10 protein-coding genes are annotated in these 12,143 nt (G+C 62.5%); 6 read left to right on the forward strand and 4 right to left on the reverse strand.

The features are described from left to right. Positions 1–49: 49 nt before the first annotated feature. From ABWL43_RS18655 to ABWL43_RS18670, 4 genes are all read right to left on the reverse strand, one after another. The gene (locus ABWL43_RS18655; RefSeq protein WP_145163721.1) at positions 50–883 is read right to left on the reverse strand and encodes a TIGR03915 family putative DNA repair protein; all 834 of its coding nucleotides are present in this window, start codon (positions 881–883) and stop codon (positions 50–52) included. Then, the gene (locus ABWL43_RS18660) at positions 880–2,100 is read right to left on the reverse strand and encodes a putative DNA modification/repair radical SAM protein (protein WP_106578883.1); all 1,221 of its coding nucleotides are present in this window, start codon (positions 2,098–2,100) and stop codon (positions 880–882) included. The genes ABWL43_RS18655 and ABWL43_RS18660 overlap by 4 nt, the downstream gene beginning before the upstream one ends. Positions 2,101–2,181: 81 nt before the next feature. After that, positions 2,182–3,519 (reverse strand): lysine N(6)-hydroxylase/L-ornithine N(5)-oxygenase family protein, encoded by a 1,338-nt coding sequence (locus tag ABWL43_RS18665; protein WP_106578884.1) that lies wholly within the window; start codon positions 3,517–3,519, stop codon positions 2,182–2,184. Positions 3,520–3,638: 119 nt separating this feature from the next. Beyond that, on the reverse strand, positions 3,639–4,121 hold the full coding sequence (locus ABWL43_RS18670) for a sigma-70 family RNA polymerase sigma factor (RefSeq protein ID WP_145163719.1): 483 nt from the start codon (positions 4,119–4,121) through the stop codon (positions 3,639–3,641). A 256-nt stretch (positions 4,122–4,377) separates the two neighbouring features. Between ABWL43_RS18670 and ABWL43_RS18675 the strand changes: the two genes are divergently transcribed. The 6 genes from ABWL43_RS18675 to ABWL43_RS18700 all read left to right on the forward strand — a co-directional run bounded on the left by ABWL43_RS18675 (position 4,378) and on the right by ABWL43_RS18700 (position 12,117). Further along, positions 4,378–5,550, forward strand: coding sequence for an efflux RND transporter periplasmic adaptor subunit (locus ABWL43_RS18675; RefSeq protein ID WP_262209225.1), 1,173 nt, complete (start codon positions 4,378–4,380; stop codon positions 5,548–5,550). Continuing rightward, complete coding sequence (locus ABWL43_RS18680) at positions 5,534–7,525, forward strand: MacB family efflux pump subunit (RefSeq protein ID WP_404483531.1); 1,992 nt, start codon at positions 5,534–5,536, stop codon at positions 7,523–7,525. The genes ABWL43_RS18675 and ABWL43_RS18680 overlap by 17 nt, the downstream gene beginning before the upstream one ends. Beyond that, positions 7,518–8,933, forward strand: coding sequence for an efflux transporter outer membrane subunit (locus ABWL43_RS18685; protein WP_404483533.1), 1,416 nt, complete (start codon positions 7,518–7,520; stop codon positions 8,931–8,933). Before ABWL43_RS18680 ends, ABWL43_RS18685 begins: the two co-directional genes overlap by 8 nt. 103 nt (positions 8,934–9,036) lie before the next feature. Then, positions 9,037–9,798: an alpha/beta fold hydrolase gene (locus tag ABWL43_RS18690; protein ID WP_369303052.1), complete on the forward strand. Its 762-nt coding sequence runs from the start codon at positions 9,037–9,039 to the stop codon at positions 9,796–9,798. A gap of 109 nt (positions 9,799–9,907) precedes the next feature. Beyond that, positions 9,908–10,675, forward strand: coding sequence for a FadR/GntR family transcriptional regulator (locus tag ABWL43_RS18695; protein ID WP_404483535.1), 768 nt, complete (start codon positions 9,908–9,910; stop codon positions 10,673–10,675). 239 nt (positions 10,676–10,914) lie between these two features. Then, positions 10,915–12,117 (forward strand): ABC transporter substrate-binding protein, encoded by a 1,203-nt coding sequence (locus tag ABWL43_RS18700; protein ID WP_145163707.1) that lies wholly within the window; start codon positions 10,915–10,917, stop codon positions 12,115–12,117. Positions 12,118–12,143 lie beyond the last annotated feature (26 nt).

Below are 12,143 nucleotides of genomic sequence, written 5' to 3' on the forward strand. Positions count from 1 at the left end.
ATTCGGTGACTGACACACCGCTATCGGGAACCAGCCCTCTCTCGCCTTTTTAACCGTGCCCGCTGGAGATACGCTTGCCCGGCTTGGTCCCAATCAGCTTTGCCTGCCCATCGCGCTGCTTGCCCGTCCGCGCCTCGCTGATCAACCCCGGAATCAACTTGCCCTCCGGCAGGTTCTTCCAGAATCGACTGGGCAAATGCCCTTCCATCACCTTGGGGTTCAAGCGCGCCGGGTTGAAGATATGGCTGTAGTAAGTCAGCCACATGGCGCTGTGAGGGTCTTCGACCTTTTGCGCCAGTTGCTGCCAGGCTTCAGGGCATTCACGTTGATGAATCAACTGCTGACCGTCGTAATACACCCCATCCAGCGGCGTGGCGATCATCCAGCGATGGCGGCCCATGCGCCCGATGAAGTGCTGACTGGCTGATTTCAATATGTCATGGGCCGGCTCATGCCAGGCCACGTACTCCGGTAACTGCGGCCCGGCCTCCGGGGGCAGCGCGATAAACCGCACAAATGCGTGCAGGTGATGAGCTTCGCGACTGACCTGCTTGATCCGCCGTTGCAACTCACTGCCCAGCTTGTCCCCGGCCAGCATGGCGGTACGGTCGCCATGGCTGACACGCCACAGCACTTCGTAGAGCAAGCTCCAACGCTGATCGCCGTGATAGCAGGCGGCCGATTCCAACAGCGCCAACAGCGCCTTGGGAATTCGCGCCTGGAACGGCCCAAGCTGCTCAGGAATCGGCTCGTCAGTGGCAAACAGGTCCGCCACCTCGGCCTCGCCCCAGCTCACCTGACTGGGGTCAACCTGATGGCTGAGCAGCCAGCGCGCCTGTTCGCGCCAGGTGCTGAACAGGTTGTCGCATTCCAGGCTGATCATCCCCACAACCCCATTTGCTGAGGCTGCGGGCGGTCGCGCAGTTGCTCGCGCAACAACACGCTGGTGGTGTCGGCCTGTTGTGGGTGGTAGTCGCTGGTGATGAAAAATGGCTTGGCCTTGGCCAGCACGCAGCGCATGCGCGCCAGGTCTTCGAAACGGATCTTGCGTTCGCGGCGCAGGTCCACCAGGCGTTGAGTAGTGCGCAGGCCGATGCCGGGGATGCGCGCAATCAACGTGGGTTCGGCGCGATTCAAGTCCAGCGGAAACACCTCGCGATGCTCCAGCGCCCAGGCCAGCTTGGGGTCGATGTCCAGCGCCAGGTGACCGGGGCCTTCAAACAGCTCGTTGGCGCTGAAACCGTAACTGCGCAACAGAAAATCTGCCTGATACAAACGGTGCTCGCGCATCAGCGGCGGCGCGGCCAGGGGCACGCTTTTCGGGCTGTTGGGGATGGGGCTGAACGCTGAATAATAGACGCGGCGCAACTTGAAGTTGCCGTACAGCGCCTCGGCGCCGTGCAGGATGGTGCTGTCGTCGGTGTCATCGGCGCCGACGATCATCTGCGTGCTCTGCCCGGCCGGCGCGAAACGCGGCGCGCGCGGCTCGTTAAGCACGGTTTGTTCACCGGTGTAGATGGTTTGCATCGCCTGTTTGATCGAAACGATCTGCTTCTCCGGCGCCAGGGTTTGCAGGCTGGCATCGGTGGGCAACTCGATGTTCACGCTGAGCCGATCGGCATAGCGCCCGGCCTCGGCGATCAGCGCAGGATCGGCTTCGGGAATGGTCTTGAGGTGGATATAGCCGCGAAAGTCATGCTCTTCGCGCAACAGCTTGGCGACCCTGACCAGTTGCTCCATGGTGTAGTCGGCCGAGCGAATGATGCCGGAACTGAGAAACAGCCCGCTGACGCAATTGCGCCGGTAGAAATCCAGGGTCAGGGTGACCACCTCCTCCGGGCTGAAACGCGCACGCGGCACGTCGCTGGAGCGGCGGTTGACGCAGTATTGGCAGTCGTAAAGACAGAAATTGGTCAGCAACACCTTGAGCAACGACACGCAACGGCCGTCCGGGGTGTAACTGTGGCAGATGCCCATACCGTCGGTGGAACCCAGCCCGGCCTTGCCCTCGGAACTGCGCTTGGGCGCGCCACTGCTGGCGCAGGAAGCATCGTACTTGGCGGCGTCGGCGAGGATACTGAGTTTTTCGATCAACTGCATGGAGAGCTACCGATACTGGTTTTTTGTACAGTACCAGTAGCTCAACCTTGGCGCCAGTGCCGTCTGTAGGACTGTGCTCGATCAGCTCGCAGTTGCAAGAAGCAGGTCCTGCACCGAGCGTGCTTTGCCCCGATGGCGATCGTTTTCATACAACGACGCCGCGATCTCATCCGCCCGAATCGGCAGTACCGACAGCAAGGTATCGCTCAAGCCATGGCTGGCCTGGCTGAAGCCCTGGATATAAATGCCGGCCTTGCAGCGCTCGTCGGTGACGATGCGGTAGTCGCGCGCTACCTCGAAGTCGCCCATATAGGCTTCCAGCGGCGCGAGCAGTTCGCGGTGCATCTGGCGCTCGTAACCGGTGGCCAGGATCACCGCGTCGTAATGGCTGACGCTGGTTTCGCCGCTAGCGTTGTTGCGCAAGGACAGTTCGATGCCCAGCGGGCTGGCGCTGGCTTTCTCGACCACAGTCATGGTGCGGAACGCCTGACGGGCGACACCGGAGACTTTCTGGCGATAGAAAATGCCGTAGATGCGCTCGATCAGGTCCAGGTCAACCACCGAATAGTTGGTGTTCTGGTACTCGGCCACCAGGCGTTCGCGCTCGGCGCCGACCTGCTGGAACACCAGGTCGGTAAACGCCGGTGAGAACACTTCGTTGACGAACGGGCTGTCGTCGGCGGGCTTGAGCGCCGAACCGCGCAGGATCATGTCGACCTGCACCGACGGGAAACTGTCGTTCAAGTCGATAAAGGCTTCAGCCGCGCTTTGCCCACCGCCGATGATCGCAATGCGCATCGCCTTGCCTTCAACACACGGCTGCTGGGCCATGCGTGCCAGGTATTGGGAGTGGTGGAACACGCGGCCATCATCCTTGAGAGCCTTGAACGCCTCAGGCACACGCGGCGTGCCACCGGCACTGACCACCACCGAACGGGTGGTGCGCACATGCTGTTCGCCCAGCGCGTCACGGGAGATCACGCGCAGTGCTTCAACGTGTTGCTGTTGCAGGATCGGCTCGATGGCCAGCACTTCCTCGCCGTAGCGCGCCTGGGCCTGAAACTGCCCCGCGACCCAGCGCAGGTAGTCGTTGTACTCCATGCGGCACGGGTAAAAAGTGCCCAGGTTGATGAAGTCCACCAGGCGGTCGTGGGCCTTGAGGTAGTTGACGAAGGAATAGGGGCTGGTGGGGTTGCGCAAGGTCACCAGGTCCTTGAGGAACGAAATCTGCAGTTCGCTCTGGGTCACCAGGGTATTGCCGTGCCAACGGTAATCGGCCTGTTTGTCGAGAAACAGCACGTCCAGTTTGCCCTGGGCTTTTTCGCGCTCCTGCAGGGCGATGGCCAACGCCAGGTTCGAAGGGCCGAAACCGATACCGATCAGGTCGTGAACCGCGGGCGAAGCAATTGCCTGTGTCATTCCAGTGTCCTCTGGATAAGCCCCTTGGCGGTGGGGCGGGAATACCTTCAAGACCTGCACAACAGGTCATGTGTTGATAGGAAACGAGGACAGTGAAATAAAATTTAACTGATCATTGATCAGTGCGCGTCCCACTCGCGCATGCGCACCCGGCAATGCTTCATGGCGTTGACGATGTGTTTTTCCACCAGGCTGCGGGAAATACTCAGGCGTTCGGCGATTTGCGGGTGGGACAGGCCGTCAAGTTTGCGCAGCAGGAAGCTGTCGCGGCACGTGGCCGGCAGCTCGGCCAGGGCACGCTCAAGCATTTCCAGGCGCTGGTCCTGATCGTGGCAGGCATGCGGCGAACTGGTGGCGAAACGCTCTTCGGTGTCCAGCACGTCCAGGGGTTCGGACTGGCGCAAGGCGTTACGCCGATGACCGTCGATTACCAGGTTCAGCGCGGTGCGGTACAAAAACGCACGCGGTTGTTCGATCGGCGTGTCACTGGAGCGCTCCAGTACTCGGACATAAGCGTCATGCACCACATCCTCGGCCACCTGACGGTTGCCCAGCTTGGCGTTGAGGAAACACACCAGCTCGCGATAGTAGTTTTCCACCATGACTCCCGGCCGTCAGGGGCGACGGCATCAAATCCTTGAGTACTAAAGAAGACAGGCCATGGATGATGGCAGTTTGAGTGCGTGCAATTTATAGTAATTCTCATCTACTTTTAAAGAAGTCTTGCATCAATGCGCGAGTTTTTTATTCCATAGAGCTGTTTCCGTGTATGTAAACGCCTAAATCTGCGAGCAATTTTCTCGTATAACACTCAGCCCCCCGCAACTGCGGCCCTCACTTCCTGGCTGGAACCAACGCATGAAACGCCCTCGCCCCGCTCGACGCGCCCTGCTCGCTGTCGCGTGCCTGATCCCCCTCCTTGCGGTGGCCGCCTGGCAGGTGCTGCCGCCCGGCCGCGATACGCTGTCCACTGTCACCGTCACCCGCGGCAATATTGAAAACAGCGTCACGGCGCTGGGTACGCTGCAACCGCGCCGGTATGTCGACGTCGGCGCCCAGGCATCCGGGCAGATCCGCGAGATTCATGTGGAGGCCGGGGATCAGGTCAAGGAAGGCCAGTTGCTGGTGGAAATCGACCCTTCCACGCAACAAGCCAAACTCGACGCCAGTCGCTATTCCATCGAAAACCTCAAGGCCCAGCTGCAGGAACAGAAGGCCCAGCACGAACTCGCGCGCCAGAAATATCAGCGTCAACAGCGCCTGGCCGCCGGCAACGCCACCCGCGAGGAAGACGTGCAAACCGCCAAGGCCGAACTGAGCGCCACCCAGGCCCGGGTCGAGATGTTCCAGGCACAGATCCGCCAGGCCCAGGCCAGCCTGCGCAGCGACGAGGCGGAATTGGGCTATACCCGCATCTACGCGCCCATGAGCGGCACCGTGGTGGCGGTGGACGCACGGGTCGGCCAGACCCTCAACGCCCAGCAACAGACGCCGCTGATCCTGCGCATCGCCAAGTTATCGCCGATGACCGTGTGGGCCGAAGTCTCCGAAGCCGACATAGGTCACGTCAAACCGGGCATGACCGCCTATTTCACCACCCTCGCCGGTGGCAGCCGACGCTGGACCAGCACCGTGCGCCAGATCTTGCCGATACCGCCCAAGCCGCTGAATGAAACCAGCCAGGGCAGTGGCAGCCCCAGCAGCGCCAGCAAAAGCGGCAGTGGCCGCGTGGTGCTCTACACCGTGCTGCTGGATGTGGACAACGCCGACAATGCACTGATGGCCGAAATGACCACCCAGGTCTTTTTCGTTGCCAGTCAGGTCAAGGACGTACTCACCGCCCCCGTGGCGGCCTTGCTGGGCAGCCACGGCCCCGACCGGCCGTTCGCGCGGGTGGTGGCCAAAAACGGCGACATCGAGGAGCGCCCGGTGCGCCTGGGTATCAGCGACCGCCTGCGGGTCGAAGTGCTTGAGGGCTTGAACGAAGGCGATCACCTGCTGATCGGCCCGGTCGATGGCAACGGGGGTTGACTTGACCACGCCGCTGATCGAACTCAAGAACATCCGCAAATCCTACGGCGGCGGCGACAGCCCGCAGGTCGACGTGTTGCGCGGGATCGACCTGTCGATCCATGCCGGGGAATTCGTCGCCATCGTCGGCGCGTCGGGCTCCGGCAAATCCACGTTGATGAACATTCTCGGCTGCCTTGATCGCCCCACCGAGGGCGACTATCTGTTCGCCGGCGAAAACGTCGCGCACCTGGACAGCGACGAACTGGCCTGGCTGCGCCGCGAAGCCTTTGGTTTCGTGTTCCAGGGCTACCACTTGATCCCGTCGGGCTCGGCTCAGGAAAACGTCGAAATGCCGGCGATCTATGCCGGCATCAGCGCCGCCGAACGGCACGCCCGCGCCAAGGCGCTGCTGACCCGCCTGGGCCTGGCCGACCGCACCGGCAACCGCCCGCACCAGCTCTCCGGTGGCCAGCAACAACGCGTGTCCATTGCCCGCGCCCTGATGAACGGCGGGCATATCATCCTCGCCGACGAACCCACCGGCGCCCTCGACAGCCACAGCGGCGCCGAGGTGATGGCGCTGCTGGATGAACTGGCGGGCCAGGGCCACGTGGTCATTCTGATTACCCACGACCGCGAAGTGGCGGCGCGTGCCAACCGCATCATCGAGATCCGTGATGGCCTGATCATCAGTGACTCGGCAACCCGCGATACCCACGTGCCCGCCACCGCCCACAGCGGCGCGCTGCACGCCGTGGACCTGCGCCAGCGCCTGGCCGACGGTGCCGAACACAACGGTGCCTGGAAAGCCGAACTGGTGGACGCCGTGCAAGCGGCCTGGCGGGTGATGTGGATCAACCGCTTCCGCACCGCGCTGACACTGCTGGGCATCATCATCGGCGTGGCGTCGGTGGTGGTGATGCTGGCGGTGGGCGAAGGCAGCAAGCGACAGGTCATGGCGCAGATGGGCGCGTTCGGCTCCAACATCATTTACCTGAGTGGTTCCTCGCCCAACCCGCGCACGCCGCTGGGCATCGTCACCCTCAACGATGTCGCGGCCCTGGCGGCGCTGCCCCAGGTCAAGCGCATCATGCCGGTCAATGGCAGCGACGCGGGTGTACGCTTCGGCAATCTGGATTACCTGGCCTACGTGGGCGGCAACGACGTCAACTTCCCGGAGATCTTCAACTGGCCGGTGGTCGAGGGCAGCTACTTCACCGAGGCTGACGAGCGCGCCGGGGCCACCGTCGCAGTGATCGGCCACCGTATCCGCGAGAAACTGTTCAAGAACGTCGCCACCCCGATCGGCCAATACATCCTGATCGAGAACGTGCCTTTCCAGGTCATCGGTGTGCTGGCTGAAAAAGGCTCCAGTTCCGGCAACAAAGACAGCGATGACCGTGTCGCCATTCCCTACACCGCCGCCAGCGTGCGCCTGTTCGGCACCTACAACCCCGAATACGTGGCGATTGCCGCCGCCGATGCGCGCAAGGTGCATGAGGCCGAACTGGCCATCGACCAGTTGATGCTCAAGCTGCACAACGGCAAGCGCGACTACCAGTTGACCAACAACGCGGCAATGATCCAGGCCGAGGCGCGCACGCAGAATACCTTGTCGTTGATGCTCGGCTCGATTGCCGCGATTTCCCTGCTGGTGGGCGGTATCGGCGTGATGAACATCATGCTGATGACCGTGCGCGAGCGGACGCGCGAAATTGGTATCCGCATGGCCACCGGTGCGCGCCAGCGCGACATCCTGCGCCAGTTCCTCACCGAGGCGGTGATGCTCTCGGTGGTCGGCGGGCTGTTCGGCATCGCCCTGGCGCTGCTGGTCGGCGGCGTGCTGGTGCTGGCCGAGGTGGCGGTGCAATTTTCCTTGTTGGCGGTGTTTGGCGCGTTTGGCTGTGCGTTGGTCACCGGTGTCGTATTCGGCTTTATGCCGGCCCGTAAAGCTGCCCGGCTCGATCCGGTTAAGGCGTTGACCAGTGAATAAACGATGCATTCCACCGCACCTGTCCTTGCTCAGCCTGTGCCTGTTGCTCAACGCCTGCACCGGCCACCCGCCCCAGGTCGACAGCGGCATCGCGCCGCCCGCCGCGTGGCAATACGCCGAGCGACAGGCCACGCAAGCGACCAACCAGCGTTGGTGGACGCAATTTGGCAGCCCGCAACTCAACCGCCTGATCGACCAGGCCCGGCGCGACAGTTATGACGTGGCGGCCGCCATGGCGCGCGTGCGCCAGGCCCAGGCCAGCGCGGTGATTGCCGGCGCGCCGTTGTTGCCCGAGGTGAATTTCAACCTCTCCGCCAGCCGCGAAAAGCTGCTGCGCGGCAGCGGCAATTCTTCCCTGGACGCTACAGAAAGTAATAAAACCGTCGACAGCTTCGACGCCGACCTCACCGCCAGCTACGAAGTGGATTTCTGGGGCGGCCGTGCTGCCGCCCGTGACAGTGCCCTGCAGAGCCTGCGTGCCAGTGAGTTCGACCAGGCCACTGTGGAGCTGACGCTGCTCAGCAACGTCGCCGACCGCTATGCGCAAACCCTCGCCGCGCGCCAGCGCCAACAGATCGCCGAGCTCAACCTGGCGAATGCACGCACTGTGCTCGACCTGGTCCAGACCCGCTACGACGCCGGCTCGGCCACAGCCCTGGAACTGGCGCAACAGAAGAGTCTGGTGGCGAGCCAGCAACGGCAACTGCCGCTGATTCAGCAAGTGGCCGAAGAATCGCTGATCACCCTCGCCGCCCTCCTCGGCCAGCCCGTGCAAGCGTTGAACCTGGGCGCCGAGTCGTTCCAGGCGCTGACCTGGCCGACCATCGGCCCGGGCGTGCCCAGCCAACTGCTGAGCCGCCGCCCCGACCTGGCCCAGGCCGAAGCGCAGCTTGCGGCGGCCAGTGCCGATGTCACGGTGGCCCGTGCGGCGATGCTGCCCACGGTGACCTTGGGCGCCACGTTGGGCTCGGGGTCCTACAAGGCCGAGGAACTGCTGCGCAGCCCGTACTACAACCTGACCTCGGGCCTGGTGGCGCCGATCTTCAACAATGGCCGTTTAAGCGCCGAACGCGACAAGGCCCGCGCCCGTCAGGATGAGCTGCTGCAGACTTATCGCGGCGCCATCATCAACGGCTTTGCCGACGTGGAAAAGTCCCTGAGCAACATCACGCGCCTGGATCAGCAGCGCGATTGGCAAAGCGAAGAACTGCAACAGGCCCAGACCGCCTTCCGGATCGCCGAAAGCCGTTACCAGGCCGGTGCGGAGGATTTGCTGACGGTGCTCGAAACCCAACGCACACTGTACGCGGCGCAAGACTTGACTGTGCAACTGCGGTTATCGCGTCTTCAAGCCAGCATTGCGCTGTACAAGGCATTGGGTGGCGGGTGGAACGCCGGTTTCCGATAACGAAACTCCGTTGTCCTACACAAACCGTTTAACAAACCTACATTCTTTGACCCGAGGTCCTTGGTAAAAAAGCCGTCTTCAAACGGCTGCCCGGACCCTCTTGATGAAACCCAGCGTTGTTGTAAAAAGCCTGGCGTGCGTCTGCCTCTGGCTGATGGCAAGCCGGGCTTTTGCCGAGCCTCTGATCGCGCCCACGGCAATCGACTGGCTGCTGGATTGTCCCTTCCCTGCCTTTGAACGGCCGGACCCTGAGGTGCTGGAGCGCACCCAATGCGGCAGCGTCAGCGTGCCCCGTGACCACGCCGCGCCCAAGCGTGGCACTGTGCGGCTGGCCCTGACCCGTGTCGGCGCCCGGCAACCGCTGAGCCGCGAGGGTGTGGTGTTCATTCAGGCCGGCGAGCCGCAAAAGGGCCAGGGCGCAACCTTCGTCCTCAAACTGGTCAGCCGCTGGGAGTCCTACGCCACGGCGGCCTATCGCACCCTGACCAACCGTTATGACGTGATCGAACTGAGCCCCCGCGACCTGAGCCAGGAAACCGGTGTGGAACAGGCCGCGCGCGATATGGAGTTTGTGCGCGAACAACTCGGCGAGGCCCGGCTCAACTTCCTCGGCAATGCCCAGGCCACCCGACTTGGCAGTCGGTACGCCGCGCTGTTTACCGAACGCGTCGCGCGCATGGTCTTGGTCAACGCCGGACACGCGGAACCCGCCACCTCTGGCGTCGAGCAATTGTTGCTCAAGGAATCATCCCGACCCGACGCCGTCGCAGCCGGGTGCGTCAACCGCTGGGTCGCGGATTTTCTGGTCAACGGCCAACAGCCGCCTCCCTCTACGCGCTGTCTCGACCCCGGCCGCTGGGAATAATCACTGCGATTACGACCTCTTCGCGCCGAAAACGACACCCTGCGTTGACGCTCTCGACCAATCGTTATTAAGTGCTATTAATCCGCATTAATAGGATCAATAGACGCCCATGCTCAGCCGCCCGTTGCGACGCAAACGCCAGAAGCTCTCCGATGTGATTGTCGAGTCGGTCAAGCGCTCTATCGTCACCGATGCCTTGAAACCCGGCGACCGCCTGCCCACCGAGCGCGAGTTGATGGAAAGCTTCCAGTGTTCCAAAGGCTCGGCCCGTGAAGCGCTCAAAGCGCTGGAAGTGGAAGGCCTGGTGAGTACGCGCACCGGTCCCAGTGGCGGCGCGTATCTGAACCAGGCCGGCACCGAGCCCGCCAGCCGTGCGTTGCGCAACTACCTGCATTTTCAGCACCTGGACGGCGAGCAGGTGTACCAGCTGCGCAAGGTCATCGAAGTGGAACTGGCAGTGTCGGTGCTCGGACGCTTGAGCGAGGACGACTATCAGGCCCTGCAAGACAACGTGGATTTGTGCAGCGCGCCGGAGGACAGCGAGGCCGGCCAGCGCGAACAGCGCCTGGCGGAGCTGGAGTTCCACAACCTGCTGGCCAAGGCCTGCCCCAACCCGTTGCTGAGTTTCATGGCGCAGTTTCTCAACGATTTGCTGCGCGATCTGGTGGTGCTGAAAAAAGCCTACAAGCCCAAGCGCAAGCAGTTCGACGCCGCCAACCTCGACTATCACAAGCAGTTGCTGATTGCCTTTCGCGCGGGTGACGAAAGCGCAGTGCGCGGCTTGATGCATGAACACATGTGCGATGCCGAACACCATATGACCGCCCTTGAAGGCCAGGTCAGCCCGCACTTTTTATTGGAGTTCGATCACTCTTAAAAACACCACAGGTCCACCTGTGCAGACCCAATCAATGTGGGAGCTGGCTTGCCTGCGATGCAGACACCTCGGTGGATCAGTTGAACTGAGTCGATGCTATCGCAGGCAAGCCAGCGCCCACCGTTGACCGAGTTAAACCCGTTGAAGCCAATCATCCAATAACAGGCCTGCCCACAGGCCCTTGCTCCACCGTATCGCCATTGCCGCTCCTGCCAATAACTAAACCAGGGAGTCACCCCATGCAGCGTCGTACGTTGTTGAAAGCCAGTCTTACCGCAGCCGCCGCCCTCAGCCTTCCGCTGGGCGTGCGTTCTGCATTCGCCGCCGAACCCTTCACCTTTTACGGCCTCAAGTCCATGTCTGGCGCCTTTGCCAGCTATGGCAAGTTTGCCGACATGGGTTCGCGGCTCGCGGTGGAACAACACCCCGAAATTCTCGGCCGCCCGCTCAACTACAAGGTCATCGACACCGAAGGCAACGCCGGCAAGGCGGTGCGCAAGGTCCAAGAGGCGATCCAGCAGGACGGCGCACGGTTCTTCCAGGGCTGCACGCTGTCGTCATCGGCCCTGGCGGTGGCCAAGGAAGTCAGCAAGGTCGGCGGCGTGTTCATGACCCCGGTGGGCGCCGATGAGGTGACCGGCAAGGACTGCAACAGTGCGACTTTCCGCTGGTCGGTGCCCACCTACGGCGCGATCCGCGAAACCCTGGTGCCGCTGATCAAGCTGCTGCCGGACGCCAAGCGCTGGTACACCATCACCCCGCAGTACGTGTTTGGCGAAGCCTTGCTCGAAGGCGCCAAAAACGTGCTCAAGGAAAACGGCCTGGAGCACGTCGGCAACAGCTATCACTCTTTGCAGGAGCAGGAATTCTCCGGCTACCTGACCAACGCCATCGCCGCCAAACCCGACGTGCTGGTGCTGCTCAACTTCGGCAGCCAGTCGTCCAACACCCTGCGCCAGGCGGTGAATTTCGGCATCAAGGAGCGCATGAAAGTGCTGCTGGTGTGGTCCGCCGGCCTCGACCAATTCCAGGAACTGGGCAGCGATGTGCTCGAAGGCGTGTACCTCGGCGCGCAGTACTGGCACCAGGTCGACAGCCCGCTCAACCGTGAACTGGTCAAGCTGACCCAGGCCAAATACGGCATCAACCCCACCTACCCGCTGGCCGCCGACTACATCAGCACCAAGGTCATGCTCGACACCATCATTGCCACCGGCAGCTTCGACGGACCGACGGTAGCCAAGGCCATGCAGGGCCTGAGTTTTGAAGGCCCCACCGGTAAGGAATCGATCCGCGCCGGCGACCATCAGGTGATCAAGGATTACTACCTGATGATCGGCAAAGCCGCCGGCGACATGGCCGACAAGGACGACCTGGCCAAAGTGCTCAGTGCCGGCCAGTCGTTCCCGCCGGTGCAAGCCACGGGCTGCGTGCTCGGCTGATCCGCTAAACCATCACCGGTTGTACA

This window comes from Pseudomonas sp. HT11 (assembly GCF_044875395.1).
Lineage (GTDB): Bacteria > Pseudomonadota > Gammaproteobacteria > Pseudomonadales > Pseudomonadaceae > Aquipseudomonas.

Coding starts and splice junctions, on each gene's coding strand:
- ABWL43_RS18655 (WP_145163721.1), bottom strand. CDS start 883: ATGATCAGCCTGGAATGCGACAACCTGTTCAGCACCTGGCGCGAACAG.
- ABWL43_RS18660 (WP_106578883.1), bottom strand. CDS start 2,100: ATGCAGTTGATCGAAAAACTCAGTATCCTCGCCGACGCCGCCAAGTAC.
- ABWL43_RS18665 (WP_106578884.1), bottom strand. CDS start 3,519: ATGACACAGGCAATTGCTTCGCCCGCGGTTCACGACCTGATCGGTATC.
- ABWL43_RS18670 (WP_145163719.1), bottom strand. CDS start 4,121: ATGGTGGAAAACTACTATCGCGAGCTGGTGTGTTTCCTCAACGCCAAG.
- ABWL43_RS18675 (WP_262209225.1), top strand. CDS start 4,378: ATGAAACGCCCTCGCCCCGCTCGACGCGCCCTGCTCGCTGTCGCGTGC.
- ABWL43_RS18680 (WP_404483531.1), top strand. CDS start 5,534: ATGGCAACGGGGGTTGACTTGACCACGCCGCTGATCGAACTCAAGAAC.
- ABWL43_RS18690 (WP_369303052.1), top strand. CDS start 9,037: ATGAAACCCAGCGTTGTTGTAAAAAGCCTGGCGTGCGTCTGCCTCTGG.
- ABWL43_RS18695 (WP_404483535.1), top strand. CDS start 9,908: ATGCTCAGCCGCCCGTTGCGACGCAAACGCCAGAAGCTCTCCGATGTG.
- ABWL43_RS18700 (WP_145163707.1), top strand. CDS start 10,915: ATGCAGCGTCGTACGTTGTTGAAAGCCAGTCTTACCGCAGCCGCCGCC.